Source organism: gamma proteobacterium symbiont of Lampromicra miyakona (assembly GCF_059730895.1).
Map to the genome: position 1 here is coordinate 1888436 of NZ_AP035932.1, position 17925 is coordinate 1906360.

General features: G+C 56.7%; 17 protein-coding genes, 2 tRNA genes and 2 other RNA genes. 10 read left to right on the forward strand and 11 right to left on the reverse strand.

The annotated features are described in order from the left end of the window. Positions 1 to 16: 16 nt before the first annotated feature. A complete protein-coding gene (gene gapA, locus AC6I8P_RS08725; RefSeq protein ID WP_021510061.1) occupies positions 17 to 1015 on the reverse strand; it encodes a glyceraldehyde-3-phosphate dehydrogenase in 999 nt (332 codons plus the stop codon). A gap of 338 nt (positions 1016 to 1353) precedes the next feature. Here gapA and msrB point away from each other — a divergent pair, with 338 nt between their 5' ends. Both msrB and AC6I8P_RS08735 read left to right on the forward strand, forming a co-directional pair. Continuing rightward, positions 1354 to 1764, forward strand: coding sequence for a peptide-methionine (R)-S-oxide reductase MsrB (gene msrB, locus AC6I8P_RS08730; protein WP_021510062.1), 411 nt, complete (start codon positions 1354 to 1356; stop codon positions 1762 to 1764). 2 nt (positions 1765 to 1766) lie between these two features. Further along, positions 1767 to 2048: a YeaC family protein gene (locus AC6I8P_RS08735; protein ID WP_104189023.1), complete on the forward strand. Its 282-nt coding sequence runs from the start codon at positions 1767 to 1769 to the stop codon at positions 2046 to 2048. A 35-nt stretch (positions 2049 to 2083) separates the two neighbouring features. Here AC6I8P_RS08735 and pncA read toward each other — a convergent pair whose 3' ends face one another. The 3 genes from pncA to sppA all read right to left on the reverse strand — a co-directional run bounded on the left by pncA (position 2084) and on the right by sppA (position 5664). Continuing rightward, entirely contained in the window at positions 2084 to 2692 is a 609-nt protein-coding gene (gene pncA, locus AC6I8P_RS08740) for a bifunctional nicotinamidase/pyrazinamidase (protein WP_058757718.1), read from the reverse strand. A gap of 16 nt (positions 2693 to 2708) precedes the next feature. Then, positions 2709 to 3722 carry an asparaginase gene (ansA, locus tag AC6I8P_RS08745; RefSeq protein WP_058757717.1) on the reverse strand — a complete coding sequence of 338 codons (1014 nt, stop codon included), beginning with the start codon at positions 3720 to 3722 and terminating at the stop codon, positions 2709 to 2711. A gap of 85 nt (positions 3723 to 3807) precedes the next feature. Continuing rightward, positions 3808 to 5664: a signal peptide peptidase SppA gene (sppA, locus tag AC6I8P_RS08750; RefSeq protein WP_058781814.1), complete on the reverse strand. Its 1857-nt coding sequence runs from the start codon at positions 5662 to 5664 to the stop codon at positions 3808 to 3810. A 171-nt stretch (positions 5665 to 5835) separates the two neighbouring features. Here sppA and AC6I8P_RS08755 point away from each other — a divergent pair, with 171 nt between their 5' ends. The 4 genes from AC6I8P_RS08755 to AC6I8P_RS08770 all read left to right on the forward strand — a co-directional run bounded on the left by AC6I8P_RS08755 (position 5836) and on the right by AC6I8P_RS08770 (position 9824). Next, a complete protein-coding gene (locus AC6I8P_RS08755; protein ID WP_021510067.1) occupies positions 5836 to 6387 on the forward strand; it encodes an NAD(P)H nitroreductase in 552 nt (183 codons plus the stop codon). 153 nt (positions 6388 to 6540) lie between these two features. After that, positions 6541 to 7584, forward strand: a complete 1044-nt coding sequence (gene selD / locus AC6I8P_RS08760; protein WP_262257902.1) for a selenide, water dikinase SelD — start codon at positions 6541 to 6543, stop codon at positions 7582 to 7584. Between the two features lie 21 nt (positions 7585 to 7605). Beyond that, the gene (locus AC6I8P_RS08765; RefSeq protein ID WP_104189030.1) at positions 7606 to 9528 is read left to right on the forward strand and encodes a DNA topoisomerase III; all 1923 of its coding nucleotides are present in this window, start codon (positions 7606 to 7608) and stop codon (positions 9526 to 9528) included. Continuing rightward, positions 9528 to 9824, forward strand: a complete 297-nt coding sequence (locus tag AC6I8P_RS08770) for a YnjH family protein (RefSeq protein ID WP_021510070.1) — start codon at positions 9528 to 9530, stop codon at positions 9822 to 9824. The genes AC6I8P_RS08765 and AC6I8P_RS08770 overlap by 1 nt, the downstream gene beginning before the upstream one ends. 33 nt (positions 9825 to 9857) lie before the next feature. On the opposite strand, the gene xthA is transcribed toward AC6I8P_RS08770, so the two are convergent. The 7 genes from xthA to AC6I8P_RS08805 all read right to left on the reverse strand — a co-directional run bounded on the left by xthA (position 9858) and on the right by AC6I8P_RS08805 (position 13332). Further along, positions 9858 to 10664: an exodeoxyribonuclease III gene (xthA, locus tag AC6I8P_RS08775; RefSeq protein WP_021510071.1), complete on the reverse strand. Its 807-nt coding sequence runs from the start codon at positions 10662 to 10664 to the stop codon at positions 9858 to 9860. 612 nt (positions 10665 to 11276) lie between these two features. After that, positions 11277 to 11404, reverse strand: a non-coding RNA gene (locus AC6I8P_RS08780) — RtT sRNA. Positions 11405 to 11444: 40 nt separating this feature from the next. Continuing rightward, positions 11445 to 11572, reverse strand: a non-coding RNA gene (locus tag AC6I8P_RS08785) — RtT sRNA. A 40-nt stretch (positions 11573 to 11612) separates the two neighbouring features. Beyond that, positions 11613 to 11697: transfer RNA gene (locus AC6I8P_RS08790), tRNA-Tyr, on the reverse strand. Positions 11698 to 11741: 44 nt separating this feature from the next. Continuing rightward, positions 11742 to 11826 (reverse strand) — tRNA-Tyr (locus AC6I8P_RS08795). Between the two features lie 144 nt (positions 11827 to 11970). Continuing rightward, positions 11971 to 12819 (reverse strand): formyltetrahydrofolate deformylase, encoded by an 849-nt coding sequence (gene purU / locus AC6I8P_RS08800; RefSeq protein WP_031280214.1) that lies wholly within the window; start codon positions 12817 to 12819, stop codon positions 11971 to 11973. A 57-nt stretch (positions 12820 to 12876) separates the two neighbouring features. Then, entirely contained in the window at positions 12877 to 13332 is a 456-nt protein-coding gene (locus AC6I8P_RS08805; protein ID WP_040679954.1) for a YchJ family protein, read from the reverse strand. 96 nt (positions 13333 to 13428) lie between these two features. On the opposite strand from AC6I8P_RS08805, the gene rssA reads away from it, so the two are divergent. The 4 genes from rssA to AC6I8P_RS08825 all read left to right on the forward strand — a co-directional run bounded on the left by rssA (position 13429) and on the right by AC6I8P_RS08825 (position 17917). Continuing rightward, positions 13429 to 14334 (forward strand): patatin-like phospholipase RssA, encoded by a 906-nt coding sequence (rssA, locus tag AC6I8P_RS08810; protein ID WP_021510074.1) that lies wholly within the window; start codon positions 13429 to 13431, stop codon positions 14332 to 14334. Between the two features lie 101 nt (positions 14335 to 14435). After that, positions 14436 to 15452 (forward strand): two-component system response regulator RssB, encoded by a 1017-nt coding sequence (rssB, locus tag AC6I8P_RS08815; RefSeq protein WP_481657599.1) that lies wholly within the window; start codon positions 14436 to 14438, stop codon positions 15450 to 15452. A gap of 192 nt (positions 15453 to 15644) precedes the next feature. Next, a complete protein-coding gene (gene galU, locus AC6I8P_RS08820; RefSeq protein ID WP_021510076.1) occupies positions 15645 to 16553 on the forward strand; it encodes a UTP--glucose-1-phosphate uridylyltransferase GalU in 909 nt (302 codons plus the stop codon). A 23-nt stretch (positions 16554 to 16576) separates the two neighbouring features. Then, a complete protein-coding gene (locus tag AC6I8P_RS08825) occupies positions 16577 to 17917 on the forward strand; it encodes a UDP-glucose dehydrogenase family protein (RefSeq protein WP_021510077.1) in 1341 nt (446 codons plus the stop codon). The last annotated feature ends 8 nt before the right edge of the window (positions 17918 to 17925 follow it).

Here is a 17925-nt window from a genome sequence, read left to right on the forward strand (position 1 = left end):
TGTTTAGCCGGTTAGCTTACTTAGCAGCAACCAGTGCAATCAGATCCAGAACCTTGTTGGAGTAACCGGTTTCGTTATCGTACCAGGAAACCAGTTTCACAAAGTTGTCGTTCAGAGCGATACCGGCTTTCGCGTCGAACACGGAAGTCAGGGTTTCGCCGTTGAAGTCGGTAGAAACCACGTCGTCTTCGATGTAGCCCAGCACGTCTTTCATGTCACCTTCAGCAGCGGCTTTGATGGCTGCACAGATGTCTTTGTAAGACGCTGGTTTTTCCAGACGGACGGTCAGGTCAACCACAGACACGTTTGGCGTCGGTACGCGGAACGCCATACCGGTCAGTTTACCGTTCAGCTCTGGCAGAACTTTACCTACTGCTTTCGCTGCGCCAGTTGAAGATGGGATAATGTTCTGTGCTGCACCGCGGCCGCCGCGCCAGTCTTTGTGAGACGGGCCATCAACGGTTTTCTGGGTGGCGGTGGTGGCGTGAACAGTGGTCATCAGACCTTCAACGATACCGAACTTGTCGTTGATCACTTTAGCCAGCGGTGCCAGGCAGTTGGTGGTGCAGGAAGCGTTAGACACGATGTCCTGGCCGGCATATTTGTCGAAGTTGGCACCACGAACGAACATTGGGGTGTCATCTTTAGACGGGCCAGTCAGAACCACTTTCTTCGCGCCGGCAGTGATGTGTTTACGTGCGGTTTCGTCGGTCAGGAAGATACCGGTTGCTTCAGCAACAACGTCAACGCCCACTTCGTCCCATTTCAGGTTAGCCGGGTCTTTCTCAGCGGTAACACGGATTTTTTTACCGTTAACGATCAGCGCGCCATCTTTCACTTCTACGGTGCCGTCGAAACGACCGTGTGTAGAGTCATACTTCAGCATGTAAGCCATGTAATCGGCGTCGAGCAGGTCGTTGATCGCGACGATTTCGATGTCAGAACGCTGCTGAGCAGCACGGAAAACGATGCGACCGATACGGCCAAAACCGTTGATACCTACTTTGATAGTCATATATTCCACCAGCTATTTGTTAGTGAATAAAAGGTTGGCTGTAAAATTACAAAAACCTTACCAGGCGTCAAGCGGAATCGTGTCAATTGTTGCGACAGGTCAATTCCAGCGCCAGGAATAATTGGGTGCGCAAACGCTTGCGCAGCGCCCTTATTGCGCACCTATCTTACGCCGAATGCAGACTAAAAAGGGATGACTGTTGCAAAGAGTGATCGTCATCACAAAATTGCGCAGTGCTGGTCGGGGCAAAAGCATCCGCACGAAAAAAGACCCGGAAGATGTTGTTCGTTTGTTAGAATACTAGACGATTTTTACAGAATGACACTCCGGAACTCAAAATGGCTAAAGACACCGCACCCGAGGCAAAAATTGCCCAGCTGTCGGAAATGCAGCGCTACGTCACTCAGCATCGTGGAACCGAACCGCCTTTCACCGGCGCGCTGTTGCACAACAAGCAGGAGGGTATCTATCACTGCCTGGTCTGCAACGCACCGCTGTTTCTCTCCGAAACCAAGTATGACTCCGGCTGCGGCTGGCCGAGCTTTTATCAGCCGTATAACGATGAAGCTATCCGCTATCTGGAAGATGACTCGCACGGTATGCACCGCGTCGAAATCCGCTGCGGTAACTGCGACGCCCATCTGGGCCACGTCTTCCCGGATGGCCCGCAGCCAACCGGTGAGCGCTATTGTGTCAACTCAGCGTCGCTGAACTTTACCGACGAGCAGGGCAATCAGCACGAGGGCTGAGCATGAAGCAGGAACTGGAAGCAATGCTGGCGGCGATGACGCCGGAAGTCTACGAGCGCCTCGCCACTGCGGTGGAAACCGGCAAGTGGCCAGACGGCGTGGCGCTGACGCAGGATCAGAAAGATAACTGTCTGCAGCTGGTGATGCTGTGGCAGGCGCGGCACAACGACGAACCGCAGCACATGACCATCGGTAAAGGCGGCGAGATGGTGATGAAGTCGAAAAAACAGCTGAAGGAAGAGTGGGGAATCGAGTCCGACGTGACGCGCATTAACCTGCATTGACCGGCTGCAGGGCTGGAGAGTTCCAGCCCTGATTTTCAGATAATGACCGCACCCTGCGCCTGCATCTGCGCGATCGCGATCTCGCTGTCGTCCGGATTGAGATTGACGCCCCGGCAGCCTTCCTGCACCACTTCAACGTGATATCCCAGTTCCAGCGCATCCAGCACGCTGTACTTCACGCAGTAATCGGTCGCCAGGCCCAGCATCACCAGGTGAGTAATGCCGCGCTCGCGCAGCCAGCTGTCGAGCTCGGTTTTGCGGCGGTGCCCGTTATCGAAAAAGGCGCTATAGCTATCCACATCCACATCGCCGCCTTTATGGAACACCGCATCAATCAGACTGCGATCGAGATCCGGATGGAAATCCGCGCCGTGTGAGTGCTGCACGCCGTGATCCGGCCACCAGATCTGCGCCAGGCCATTCAGTTCACCGAGCGTATACACCGGCTCGCCAGAGACCGAGGCAAAGCTGCCGTGATTGGCCGGATGCCAGTCCTGCAACGCCACCACGCATTCACCGCGCGCGCGGAATTCGCGTGCATAGCGATTAGCAACGGCAACCGTCTGGTCACCTTCACGCACGGCCATCGGGCCGCCGGGGCAAAAATCGTTCTGAATATCGATGATTATCAATGCCCGCTTCATGGGATTTTGCTCCGTATCAGTCTTCGGTCAGTTCGCCACGTAAATTCTGCTGCATTTTGGCACGAATTTCAGCGCTGGTGAGGTTCTGGCTTAACAAAAAGTGCAGTTTAGTCAGGGTGGCCTCGACGGTCAGATCAAAACCACTGATCACGCCGGCGTGTTCCAGTGCATTGCCGGTGGCGTAACCGCCCATATTGACCTTACCGGACATGCACTGCGTCAGGTTCACCACCACAATGCCGCGCTCGCTGGCCTGCTGCAGTTCGGCAAGAAACTCGGCGTTTTGTGGCGCGTTGCCCACACCGTAAGAGCGCAGAATCAGCGCTTTGACCGGCTGACGCAGGAAATTGCGCACCACGTCGGCAGAGATGCCTGGATAGATGGTCACCACGCCAATCGGCTGAGGCGTGATCGGATGGACGATCAGCTCACCGCTGCCGCGCGGTGCCGGCGGCGTATTGAGACGGCGAATATGGATGCCCGCTTCCAGCAGCGGCGACAGGTTCGGTGAGGCAAACGCATTAAAACCGTCGGCGTGGGCTTTGGTGGTGCGGTTACCGCGGAACAGCGTGTTGTTGAAGAACAACGCCACTTCATTAATCGGATAGTTGGCCGCGACATACAGCGAGTTCAGCAGGTTCTGCTGACCGTCTGAGCGCAGCTCGGCCAGCGGGATCTGCGACCCGGTGACGATCACCGGCTTGGCCAGGTTCTCCAGCATGAACGACAGCGCCGACGCGGTGAACGCCATGGTATCGGTGCCATGCAGAATGACGAAACCGTCATAGCGATCGTAGTTCAGCTGGATGTCGTCAGCGATTGACTGCCAGTCCTGCGGCGTCATATCCGAGGAGTCAATCAGCGGGTGGTATTCGTGGATGGTGAAATCCGGCATTTCCGGACGGTGAAACTCTGGCATCATCGCCAGCTGCTGCTGCAGATGGCCAGAGACCGGAATGTAACCCTGCGCGGAGCGTTGCATGCCGATGGTCCCGCCCGTGTAGGCTACATAGATATTTTTCTTTTGCATGAATGGACTCAGACTTGCCGTAAAACGCGCAGTATAAGGGGATTAGCGGGGAAAAGCAGCCCGACCAGCGGCCGGGCTGTAAAGATTAGCGTACGTTGCCGCAGGTCAGGCAGAACGCGTAACGGTTTTGCGGATCGTTGAGATTATTCATCAGGCCCGGCTGCGCCTGCAGCGCGCCCATCACTTCGCTGACCGGTGCCGGCAGCCACACTTTCAGCGCGGCCGGCAGCACGGCCTGCGCCGACGCATTCATCTGGTTAAGCAGCAGGTCGATCATCCCCGGATCGTCCTGATACCAGCTCAGTTCAGGTTTCGCGACCTTCGCCAGCTCGGCGGCTTTGGCTACCGCATCGTCGAAGTCGCCCAGCGCATCCACCAGCCCGTTGGCTTTGGCATCGCTACCGGTCCAGACGTGACCCTGCGCAATGGCATCAATCTGCTGTGGCGTTTTATGGCGTGACGCCGCGACCAGACCGACAAAGTTGCGATAACCATTTTCAATGGTCAGCTGCATCAGCTGCTGCACTTCAGTCGGCAGCGCTTTGGTGGTCGACACATCCGCCAGCGGCGAGGTGGCAACGCCATCGCTGTGCACGCCGATGCTGCTCAGGCTGTTCTCCACCGTATTGATCACGCCGAAGATGCCGATCGACCCGGTCAGGGTGCTCGGCGCAGCAACGATGTAGTCGGCCGGCGTGGAGATCCAGTAGCCGCCCGATGCCGCCATGCCGCCCATTGAAACCACCACTGGCTTACCGGCGTCATGCGCCGCCGCCAGCTCTTCGCGGATGGCTTCAGAGGCCGTTACGCTGCCGCCCGGGCTGTTGACGCGCAGCACGATAGCTTTGATTTTGTCGTCGAGGCGGGCGTCGCGGATCTGTGCAGCGGTGGTGTCGCCACCGACGTTGCCGGCGCTCTCTTCGCCGTCCATGATGGCACCACTGGCGAGAATCACCGCAATGTTGCCATCCTGCTGCGTCGGTTGTTTGACGTTGTAGTCATAGATGCTGACGTTGCGGTAGTCGTTGCTGGCTTTATCCCAGCCAAAGGTTTTCACCAGCTCGCGATCGGCGGCAGCGCGCGAATCCAGCACATCCACCAGTTTGTTATCCAGGGCATATTTAGCGGTATCGCCCTGAACGGCCTGCAGACCGCTGATGATGCCCGCCGCCCCCGGGAACAGCTGCTGCGGCGTGATTTGCCGGTTGGCGGACACCGTGTTGAGGTAGTTCTGCCACAGCTGGCCGACCCAGCGGCCATCAGCATCGCGCGCTTCCGGCGACATATCATCACGCAGGAAAGGTTCAACCGCGGACTTATAGGTGCCGACACGGAACACGTGTGAGCTGACTTTCAGCTTATCCAGCAGGGATTTGTAATACAGGCCGTTGGTGGCGAAACCGTGCAGATCTACCGTGCCCTGCGGCGACAGATAGACCTTCGTGGCGTAGCTGGCGAGATAATATTGCGCCTGGCTATAGCTGTCGCCGAGGGCAAAAATGGGTTTGCCCGCGTCGCGGAATTCGCGCAGTGCCTTACCCACGTACTGCAGCGAAGGCTGATCGCCGCCGGCAAAATCGCGCAGATCCAGCACCATGCCAGTGATATTTTTATCGCTCTTTGCCTGACGAATGGCATCGACCACATCAAACAACGAATTTTCCTGCAAACGATCGCTGCTGGCACCCAGCAGCTGGCGGCTGATGCGGCTCAGACGATTACTGACCGACGGTTTGTCCACCAGCACGCCGCTCAGATCGACTTTCAGCGCACCCTGCTGCACCGGTTCACTGCTGCTGGCGCTGGATAGCTGCAGCCAGATGCCGACGCCGGCCAGAATTAACACAATCAGGAACAGATTCAGGATAAATTCCCGGATAAAATTCAGCACCCGCCAGCTCCAGCGGAACAGGCCAGCAATAATTCGCCACAATGTGCGCATAAACTCTCCATATTCACGTAGCCAGGGCAGCCGGTATGCGGTCTGCCCCGATGTCGGGTTCATCCTAAAGAGCAGCGTGCGAAAAGTCAGCAGGAAATCGCGCCAGACTGTTACAAAAGATCGCGCTGTGCCAGGATTAGCCCACGCTTTGTTAATCACGGGAGAATCAAGATGGATGCACTGGAATTACTGGTAAACCGTCGTTCAGCGTCGCGTCTGACCGAGCCGGCACCGGCCGGTGAGGTGCTGCAGAATATTCTGCACGCGGGTATGCGCGCACCGGATCACGGCACGCTGCAGCCGTGGCGCTTCATCATCATTGAAAATGAGGGGCGCGAACGCTTTAGTCATCTGCTGGAGCAGGCCGCACGCGACAGCCAGCTGGATGACAAAGCCATTGAGAAGGCCCGGATGTCACCGTTCCGCGCGCCGATGATCATTACCGTTGTCGCGCACTGCGAAGCTTCCGCCAAAGTGCCGCGCTGGGAGCAGGTCGTGTCCGCGGGCTGCGCGGTGATGGCGATGCAAATGGCGGCCGTCGCGCAGGGCTTTAACGGCATCTGGCGCAGCGGGCCATGGACCGATCATCCGCAGGTACGCGCCGCCTTTGGCTGCCGCGAGCAGGATGCAATTGTGGGTTTCCTCTACCTCGGTACGCCGCAGCTGAAAGCCAATACCACCGTGGTCGCGCCCGACAGCGAGGCGTTTGTCAGTTATTTCTGACAGACAGCAGCGGGTTTCTGCGGCAAGGTGCATGCAACGACTCTGATTGCACAGTCGCTGTGCGAAAGATCGCGCTTAGCGGCGACAGCGCTTACCAGCAGCGGGCAGCCAGGCTAACATAGCCCTCTCTGTTCAGCGCACAAGGAACCCGCCATGAGCGAACCGCTTCGTTTGACGCAATACAGCCACGGCGCTGGCTGCGGCTGTAAAATTTCACCTCAGGTGCTTGAGACCATTCTGCACAGCGAACTGGCTGCCTTTCACGATCCGCAACTGCTGGTCGGCAATGAAACCCGTGACGATGCTGCTGTGTACGATCTTGGCAACGGCACGGCGGTGGTCAGCACCACTGACTTCTTTATGCCCATCGTGGACGACCCGCACACCTTTGGCCGTATCGCGGCCACCAACGCCATCAGTGATATTTACGCCATGGGCGGCAAACCGATCATGGCCATCGCTATTCTCGGCTGGCCGGTTAATGTGCTGGACGCGAAAGTGGCACAGCAGGTGATTGAAGGCGGTCGCGCGGCCTGCCAGGCGGCTGGCATCGCGCTGGCGGGGGGCCACTCAATCGATGCGCCGGAGCCGATTTTTGGCCTTGCCGTTACCGGCATCGTTGACGTGGCGCGCGTGAAAAAGAACAGCGCTGCGCAGGCGGGCTGCGAGCTGTTCCTCACCAAACCGCTCGGCATCGGTATTCTGACTACCGCAGAGAAAAAAGGGCTGCTGCGTGCGGAGCATCAGACGCTGGCGGCGCAGGTGATGTGCCAGCTCAATAGCGCAGGGGCGGAATTTGCTAAACTGCCCGGTGTCAGCGCCATGACCGATGTCACCGGCTTTGGTCTGCTGGGGCACCTGAGTGAAATCTGTCTGGGCTCCGGCCTGCGCGCACACGTGCAGGCCGCACAGGTACCGCGTCTGCCCGGCGTGGACCAGTACATTGCGGCCGGCGCGGTGCCGGGCGGCACCAGCCGCAACTTCGCCAGCTACGGCGAGCACATTTCTGCCATGGATGAGGCCACGCGCGCACTGCTGTGCGATCCGCAAACTTCCGGCGGGCTGCTGGTGGCGGTGCAGCCTGACGCTATTGCGGCGTTTCACGCGTGCGCCGTGCAGGCTGGCGTCGAGGCCACGGCGATCGGCTCGCTGCTGCCGGCCGACCGCGCCCATCCACTGATTACTGTAGTCACCTGACGTAAAGGAACGACGCCATTCATGCGTTTGTTTATTGCTGAAAAACCCAGTCTGGCACGCGCCATCGCCGATGTGCTACCCAAACCGCATCGACGTGGCGACGGCTATATTGCCTGTGGTAATGACCAGGTTGTGACCTGGTGTGTCGGGCATCTGCTGGAGCAGGCGCAGCCTGACAGCTATGACAGCCGCTATGCGCGCTGGAATCTGGCGGATTTACCCATCATCCCGGATAAATGGCGCCTGCAGCCGCGCCCGTCGGTGGCGAAGCAGCTCAAAGTGATCGAGGGCTTACTGCAGCAGGCCAGCGTGGTGGTGCACGCCGGTGACCCGGATCGCGAAGGACAACTGCTGGTCGACGAAGTGCTCGATTATCTGCAGCTGCCGGCTGAAAAGCGCCAGCAGGTGCAGCGCTGCCTGATTAACGACCTCAACCCTGCGGCGGTCGAGCGCGCGGTGAGCCGTCTGCGCGAGAACCGTGAATTCATTCCGTTGTGCGTCTCGGCGCTGGCCCGGGCGCGCGCTGACTGGCTGTATGGCATCAACATGACCCGCGCCTGGACGCTGCTGGGCCGCAACGCCGGTTACGACGGCGTGCTCTCGGTCGGACGCGTTCAGACGCCGGTGCTGGGGCTGGTGGTGAGGCGCGATGAAGAGATCGAAAACTTTGTGCCGAAAGATTACTTCGAAGTCAAAGCGCACATTGTCACCCCGAAAGAGGAGCGCTTCGTTGCCAGCTGGATCCCCAGCGATGCCTGTGAACCGTGGCAGGATGACGAGGGCCGTTTGCTGCATCGTCCTCTCGCTGACCACGTGCTTGAACGTATCAACGGCAAACCGGCGTGGGTTACCGGCTACAACGATAAGCGGGAGTCAGAAACGGCGCCGCTGCCGTTTTCCCTCTCCAGCCTGCAAATCGAGGCGGCGAAGCGTTTTGGCCTGAGTGCCCAGACGGTCCTGGACTGCTGTCAGCGTTTGTATGAAACCCATAAGCTGATCACGTATCCGCGTTCGGACAGCCGCTATCTGCCGGACGAACATTTTGCCGGACGTCATGCGGTGCTGAACGCCATTCAGGCGCATCAGCCGGACGTATCGCTGCCGGCGGATTTCAATGCGGATCAGAAAAATCGCTGCTGGGACGATAAAAAAGTGGATGCGCACCATGCCATCGTTCCTACGGCGCGCGCCAGCAAGGTGAACCTGAGCGACAATGAAGCCAATATTTACGGTCTGATTGCGCGCCAGTATCTGATGCAGTTTTGTCCCGACGCGGTATTTCGCAAATGCGTCATCGACCTCGATATCGGCGGTGGCAGGTTCGTTGCCAAAGCGCGTTTTCTCGCTGAAGCCGGCTGGCGTGCGCTGCTGGGCAGCAAAGAGCGCGATGAAGAGAATGACGGCACGCCGCTGCCGGTGGTGAGTAAAGGCGATGAGCTGCTGTGTGAGCGTGGTGAGGTGCTGGCGAAGCAGACTCAGCCGCCGCGGCCGTTCACCGACGCCACGCTGCTGTCGGCCATGACCGGTATTGCCCGCTTTGTGCAGGATAAAGAATTAAAGAAAGTGCTGCGTGCGACCGATGGTTTAGGAACGGAAGCGACGCGTGCCGGCATCATAGAATTGCTGTTCCGCCGTACATTTCTGGTGAAAAAAGGTCGCTATATTCACTCAACCGAGGCGGGCAGGGCGCTGATTCATGCGTTACCTGAGATGGCCGCGCGGCCGGATATGACGGCGCACTGGGAGTCAACGCTTACCCGCATCAGTGAAAAAGCCTGTCGCTATGATGAGTTTATGCAGCCGCTGGTCAGTACCTTGATCGGACTGATCGGTGAGGCGCGCCAGAGGCCGTCGCTGCAGGCTTTTCGTGGATTAGCCGCGACCGGAGCGAAGACGCGCAGTAAAGGCAAAACGCCCCGGCGCAAAACGAAGGAGACGGAATAATGCGTTACGCAACGCTGTTGCTGAGTGGGCTGCTGCTGTGCAGCCATGCCGCGCTGGCTAATCGCCAGCCGGAGCCCGCGCGAATGGGCAATACCGATGTGGTGGTGGATATGCCGCCGGAAGTGTGGACCCAGGGGCAGAATCGCCAGCAGAACAACTGCCTGCAGTGCTGTATCTATGAAAACCGCAGCTACTCCGAAGGCGCCGTGGTGAAAGCAGAGGGCGTATTGCTGCAGTGTGCGCGTGACGAAAAAGTGCTGGGTACCAATCCGCTGATTTGGAAAATCATTAAATAAGCGGGCGTGGCGCGCAGGCGCCACGCTGTTCAGTTACAGCTTGAAACTGGACCACACTGGCGCGTGATCGGACGGTTTGTCCATACTGCGAATAGCGTAGTCGATGCCGCTATCGATGCAGCGCGATGCCAGCGGTGGGCTGGCCAGCAGCAGATCGATGCGCAGACCGCGGTTGTCATCAAATCCTTTGGAGCGATAGTCGAACCACGAGAAGCGATCGGCGGTTTCCGGGTTTTTCTCACGCCACGTATCGACCAGCCCCCACTGCAGCAAACGGTCCATCCACTCGCGCTCTTCCGGAAGGAAAGAGCATTTGCCGGTGCGCAGCCAGCGCTTGCGGTTCTCTTCACCAATACCAATGTCCAGGTCAGTGCTGCTGATGTTCATATCGCCCATGATCAGCACCGGCTTGTCGGCCGCCAGTTGCTGCTCGAGATAGCTTTGCAGGTCGCGATAGAACTTCTCTTTGGCCGGGAACTTGATGGGATGGTCACGGCTTTCCCCCTGCGGGAAGTAACCGTTGATGACGGTGATATCGCCAATCGGGCTGGGAATTTCTGCCATGATCAGACGTCGCTGGGAATCTTCGCCGTCATCAGGAAAACCGCGTCGAACTGCCACCGGCTGCGTCTTGGTCAGCAGCGCCACGCCGTAATGGCCTTTCTGGCCGTGATAAAACACGTTGTAACCGAGCTTGCTGACCTCTTCCAGCGGGAACATGTCATCGTGCACTTTGGTTTCCTGCAGGCCGATGACATCCGGTTGATGCTGTTCAACCAGCGCCGCCAGCTGATGAGGGCGTGCGCGCAAGCCGTTGATGTTAAAAGAGACAAATTTCATTTCGCTGCCATTTTTCATCGCAAAAGGTTGCGGCGATGGTAACCAGGTTTGCGGCAAAAGTCATGGCTTGCGTCATAAGGGCGTGCCGATAAGAGTAAGAGGCAGAACGCAGGTAATTTGTGGTGGGAGACGCAGGAGAGCGGGGTGAGTCAGGCGATGCCGTTCAGCTGGGGGCGTTGATGTGAATATTCAGGTGCGCATTAATGCGCACCCTACAATCCGGGCGACAACTGGGACGATGAGAATATAAACCGGTCACATGGTTAACATTTCAGGCCGTATCACTGCAGGGGGGGTATGTGGGTACAAACCGGTCGCATGGGTAACACTTGAGTCCGTGTCACTGTTGGGGCGCCATTGATGGCGACCTGGCATCGCGTAAATTCAAATGTCGGTCTGGTGAACAGTGCAGCATGAAAGGGTGGCGGAAGAAGGATTATTCGCCGCAAGCGGCTCACCTCGTGCGCTTGACCCGGTGCGCATTAATGCGCACCCTACCAGCCCCAGTCTCATAGGTAAGATATCAGTACGCACCACTGTAGGGGCGCCATTGATGGCGACCTGGCATTGCCTGAATTCAGAAGACAACTGGAGGAGAAGTGCAGCATGAGATGGTGGCGGGAGAAGGATTATTCGCCGCAAGCGGCTCACCCTGCGGGCCGCGCTGACGCGCGTTGTCTCGCTGCGTTCGACCCGAACCTTCAGTCGAAGCTTCTCATCCTTCTCCAGGTGTTATTAACTGGCTTTATTGACTGACTGGAAGAGGAGTGCAGCATGAAATGGTGGCGGGAGAAGGATTATTCGCCGCAAGCGGCTCACCCTGCGGGCCGCGCTGACGCGCGTTGTCTCACTGCGTTCGACCCGAACCTTCGGTCGAAGCTTCTCATCCTTCTCCAGGTGTTATTAACTGGCTTTGTTGACTGGCTGGAAGAAGAGTGCAGCATAGAATGGTGGCGGGAGAAGGATTCGAACCTTCGAAGTCGATGACGGCAGATTTACAGTCTGCTCCCTTTGGCCGCTCGGGAATCCCGCCAGGGATATGAAGCTCAGAAGATTCAGGCGCAGAATGGATTCAGATGGTGGCGGGAGAAGGATTCGAACCTTCGAAGTCGATGACGGCAGATTTACAGTCTGCTCCCTTTGGCCGCTCGGGAATCCCGCCACTGGCCTGAATCTTTATGCCTGAAAGCGGGGCGCATCATACCAAATGCGTTCAGTCTGTAAAGCGCCCGCAGTAAAAAACTCAATCGTTTGCCCACTTTTTACGCGTGGCGCTGAAGAGTTGCGCAAATCAGCGCCGCAGTGGTTAAAGAATGATCGTGCGGTTGCCGTAAACAAACACGCGCTGGCCCAGCACTTTATACAGCGCGCGGCTCAGTACATTCTTTTCCACGTCGCGTCCGGCACGCATCATCTCTTCAGCGGTATAGCTGTGATCGACGTTAATCACGTCCTGCATGATGATCGGGCCTTCATCAAGGTTGTCGTTCACGTAGTGCGCTGTGGCACCGATGATCTTCACGCCGCGCTCATAGGCCTGATGATAAGGGCGTGCGCCAATGAAAGCTGGCAGGAACGAGTGGTGAATATTGATGATCTGGTTGGGATAACGCTGCACAAACGCCGGCGTCAGCACGCGCATATATTTCGCCAGCACCACGTAATCCGGCTGGTAGCGATCGATCTCATCCGCCATGCGGTTATCGTGCTCTTCGCGCGTCAGGCCTTCATGGCTGACCAGCACGAACGGGATGTCAAAACGCTCGACCAGCGAACGCAGCGTTTCATGGTTACCAATAACGGCGGCGATTTCCATGTCCAGACCACCAAAGGCACTCTTCATCAGCAGATCGCCCAGGCAATGCGCCTCTTTGGTGACCAGAATCACCACGCGGCGACGTCCGGCGCTGTGCAGCTCACGTACCGAACCGGTCGGCAGCGCGCTGTCGAGGTCAGCCAGCAGCGTGTTGTCGTTGAAAATGCCTTCCAGCTCTGTGCGCATGAAAAAGCGCCCGGTACGGTGATCGACGAACTCATTGTTCTGCACAATGTTCAGTTCGTGCTTGTAGCAAATGTTGGTGATCTTAGCGATCAGACCTTTGGCATCGGGGCAAATGGTCCGTAAAACTTTTCGTTGCATGGTTTGCGCTTGCATCTCGATCAGAGTCCTGTCAAAGCGATGAATGGTGAAGCTGTTGGGCATCTGTCCAGATTAGCCACAACATTTTTTGTATTTTTTATCGGAGCCACAAGGACAGCGATCGTTACGCCCTAACTCCGGCGTTGTTCCGTCGACATAGTACCAGCGTTGATCCTCGCGAAGAAAGCGTGAACATTCATACAGGCTGCAGGTACGGCCTTTTTCGAGATAACGCGCAAAAAAAGTCACGAAGGCTTCATTCTCATGGCTTCCGTGATTACAACGGGTTACATTCAGGCCAAGCCATTCTGTGGTGGCGAAACTTTCGGATAATAGCGTCTCCAGTCCGGCCACGCGCTGGCTGGGATGCCAGGTTTCTACCAGCCAGGCGGCGTTTTGCTTAACGTAAGCGCTGTAACGCGAGCGCATTAACTGTTCAGCGCGCTGTGGCGTTTGTTGCCCGTTCAGAAAGGGCTGACAACATAGGCTATACTGCTCTCCGCTGCAGCAGGGGCACTTTTCGGACACATCATCTCCTGAGAGTGATTAAAGTTAATGGAAGTGTGCGCTATGTTAGCCGACTGGCCAGCGTGAAGCTACGCATCAGGTTGATCACGAGGTGAGATGAGAAAAGTCAGGATTGGGCTGGCCCTGGGATCGGGCGCTGCCAAAGGCTGGGCGCATATTGGTGTCATCAACGCGCTGGAGCGCGCCGGTATTGAGGTGGATGTCGTCGCCGGCTGTTCCGTCGGCGCACTGGTGGGTTCTGCCTACGTCAACGGCCGTCTGGCGTTGATGGAGAAGTGGGTCAGCGCATTTCGCTACTGGGATGTTATCCGTCTGATGGACCTCTCATGGCAGCGTGGCGGCCTGCTGCGCGGCGACCGGGTGTTTAGCCATATCCGTCAGCTGATCCCTAACGAGCTCATCGAAGACGCGGATAAGCGCTTTGGCGTGGTAGCAACCAACCTCAGCACCGGACGCGAGCTGTGGCTGACCGAAGGGGATTTGCACCAGGCGGTGCGTGCATCGTGTAGTATGCCAGGCTTATTGCCTCCGGTTGGCTACAATGGTTATTGGCTGGTGGATGGTGCGGTGGTCAATCCGGTGCCGATATCGCTAACCCGCGCGCTGGGCGCTGACATTGTGATTGCCGTTGACCTGCAACATGATGCGCACCTGATGCAGCAGGATCTGCTGTCGGTCACGCCGCAGAGCGGTGAAGAGGCGGCAGCGGCAGAAGCACTGAGCTGGGGCAAAAAACTGCGCCAGCGTCTGATGGGGTTGACCCATCGGCGCGCCAGCCAGTCTCCAGGCGCGATGGAAATTATGTCAACGTCAATCCAGGTATTGGAAAATCGCCTGAAACGTAACCGTATGGCAGGCGATCCGCCGGATGTGCTGATTCAGCCTTTTTGTCCGCAGATTTCAACGCTGGACTTTCATCGGGCTGAAGAGGCCATTGCGGCAGGCAAGGCCGCCGTGGAGAAAAAAATGGATGAACTATTACCGCTGGTCCGTAGCAGATAATCAGTTGTTCATTCACGGGGGTTGTGACTTCAGCCAATTCTGAAAGGCGCAACGGCGTTTTATGAACCACTATTGAAATATCTGGTACGCAGGGGGAGAGAATGGAAAAACCGCTAATCGGCAAAAAGATACTCATTGTCGAAGATGAGGTCGTTTTCCGTTCATTGCTGGACACATTGTTAACTGGCCTCGGAGCCAGCACGTTCGAAGCGGGCGACGGACTCGACGGCCTGAATTTAATCGCCGCGCAGTCGGTGGACCTGGTCATTTGCGATCTGGAAATGCCGCGCATGGGCGGTATTGAGTTTGTCGAGCGAATTCGTACACGCGGTAATAGCGTGCCCATCCTGATCATCTCCGCCACGCAGAACATGGCCGACATCGCCCACGTGCTGCGCCTTGGCGTGCAGGACGTGCTGCTCAAGCCGCTAAAAAACCTGGAATGTTTCCGTGAAGCGGTGTTTGAGTGCCTCTATCCTTCGATGTTCACCTCGAAAGTGGAAGAAGATGAACAGCTGTTTCAGGACTGGGATGCCTTGGTGCGCGATCCGCTCGCTGCCGCCAAGCTGCTCAAACAGCTGCAACCGCCCGTCCAGCAAACCATCGCCAGCTGCCGCATAAACTATCGTCAACTCACCATGGCGGAACAGCCGGGGCTGGTGCTGGATATTGCCGCGTTGTCGGACAAAGATCTGGCGTTTTATTGCCTGGACGTGACGCGTGCCGGCGACAACGGCGTGCTGGCTGCATTATTGCTCAGAGCACTGTTTAACGGTTTATTGCAGGAGCAACTGTCCGGGCAAAAGCAGCGTCTGCCGGAACTCAATGGTCTGCTGCGTCAGGTGAATATGCTGTTGCGTCAGGCCAACCTGAACGGTCAGTTCCCGCTGCTGGTGGGCTACTACCATCGTCAGTTGAAAAATCTGATTCTGGTTTCAGCCGGCCTGAATGCCACGCTGCACATCAATACTCAGCAAATCCAGCTCAGTAACGGCGTGCCGCTTGGCACTATGGGCAGCACCCATCTTAATCAAATCAGCCAGCGCGCCGATGCCTGGCAATGTCACGTCTGGGGAGCCGGCGGCCGGCTTCGCCTGATGTTATCGTCCGAAGAATAGCCACTCAGATTTATATTTTCCGCGGGTTAAAGACAGGGCCAAAGCTTAGCTTTACACTTGGGTAATAGTCTTAAATTCCGCGGATTAACTCCATCCAGGATAAATCCGTCTGACACTAACTGATATACTCATTTCGTTTTTAAACCGACATATCAAGTATTAACTTGAACGGCCTATTAAGAGAGGTATTTGATGTCTGCCTATAAGTCTAAAGTAAAAAAAGCGGTAATCCCGGTTGCAGGTCTGGGTACGCGTATGCTGCCTGCCACCAAAGCTATTCCAAAAGAGATGTTACCGCTGGTCGATAAGCCGTTGATCCAGTATGTCGTGAACGAGTGTATTGCTGCGGGTATTAATGAGATCGTGCTGGTTACGCACTCCTCTAAAAACTCCATCGAAAACCATTTTGATACCAGTTTCGAACTGGAAGCGATGCTGGAAAAACGCGTGAAGCGTCAGCTGCTGGATGAAATCCAGTCAATCTGCCCGCCACACGTCACCATCATGCAGGTACGTCAGGGTATCGCCAAGGGCCTCGGTCACGCCGTGATGTGTGCTCATCCGCTGGTTGGTGATGAGCCAGTCGCGGTGATTCTGCCAGACGTGATCATTGATGAGTACGAATCTAACCCAACCAAAGATAACCTGGCAGAAATGCTGACGCGCTTCGAAGAGAGCGGTCGCAGCCAGATCATGGTTGAGCCAGTTGCCGATGTCACCGCTTACGGCGTGGTTGACTGCCAGGGCGCAGAGCTGGCACCGGGCCAGAGCGCACCAATGGTGGGCGTGGTTGAGAAGCCAAAAGCCTCGGAAGCGCCATCTAACCTGGCGGTAGTCGGTCGTTACGTGCTGTCTGCGGACATCTGGCCTCTGCTGGCGAAAACCCCTCCGGGTGCTGGCGGCGAAGTACAGCTGACCGACTCCATCGCCATGCTGATGGAAAAAGAGACCGTAGAAGCTTACCACCTGACCGGCGTGAGCCACGACTGCGGTAACAAACTGGGTTATATGCAAGCTTTTGTTGAGTATGGCGTGCGTCATCCGGTGCTGGGCAAAGATTTCGCTCAGTGGCTCGACGGCGTTGCAGGCAACAAAAAGTAATTCATTAAGCACAGGATAATTCAATGAAAGTCACTGTATTTGGTATCGGCTATGTCGGTCTGGTTCAGGCTGCGGTGTTGGCCGAAGTCGGACATGACGTTCTCTGTATTGATGTCGACGAAAAGAAAGTCGAAAACCTGAAAAAGGGCATCATCCCAATTTTTGAACCGGGCCTGACGCCGCTGGTTATGTCGAACTATGAAGCGGGGCGCCTGAAATTCAGCACCAACGCAGAAGAGGGCGTAAACCATGGCGTAATGCAGTTTATTGCTGTGGGCACGCCGCCGGATGAGGATGGCTCTGCCGACCTGAAATATGTGACTGCGGTTGCGCGTACTATCGCGCAGCACATGAACGATCACAAAGTCGTCATCGACAAATCTACCGTACCGGTAGGCACCGCTGACCGCGTGCGCGCGGTGATGAGCGAAACGCTGAAGCAGCGTGATGCCAATATTGCGTTCGATGTGGTCTCCAACCCGGAGTTCCTGAAAGAGGGCGCCGCAGTTAACGATTGCATGCGTCCGGAACGTATCGTGGTGGGCACTGACAATGATGAAGTGGTCGAACTGCTGCGTGAACTGTACGAGCCGTTTAACCGTAATCACGATCGCATGATTCTGATGGATATCCGCAGTGCAGAGCTGACCAAATATGCAGCTAACTGCATGCTGGCGACCAAAATCAGCTTCATGAACGAGATTTCCAACCTTGCGGAACGCCTGGGTGCTGACGTGGAAAAAGTACGTCAGGGCATCGGTTCTGATTCACGCATCGGTTATCACTTTATTTATCCGGGCTGTGGTTACGGCGGTTCCTGCTTCCCGAAAGACGTGCAGGCGCTGATTCGCACTGCAGAGTCAATCGGCTACACCCCGCGCCTGTTGCAGGCGGTAGAAGACGTCAACGATTCGCAGAAGAACAAGCTGCCGACGTTTATTAAACGTCACTTTGGCGACGATCTGCGTGGCAAGACGTTTGCGCTGTGGGGTCTGGCGTTCAAACCGAACACCGACGACATGCGTGAAGCCTCAAGCCGCGTGCTGATGGAAGCACTGTGGCAGGCGGGCGCAACGGTGCAGGCGTTTGATCCGGAAGCGATGGAAGAAGCTCAGCGCATCTACGGCCATCGTGACGATCTGAAGCTGTGCGGCACTAAAGAAGCTGCGCTGCAGGGCGCCGATGGTCTGGTGATCTGCACCGAGTGGCAGAACTTCCGTGCTCCGGATTTCGACGTGATTAAATCCTCGTTAAAACAACCCGTGATTTTTGATGGTCGTAACCTGTATGATCCGGAGCGTATCAGCAAACGCGGTTTCGTTTATTATGCAATCGGCCGCGGAGCGTCTATTCAAATTGTGTAATAAATGAG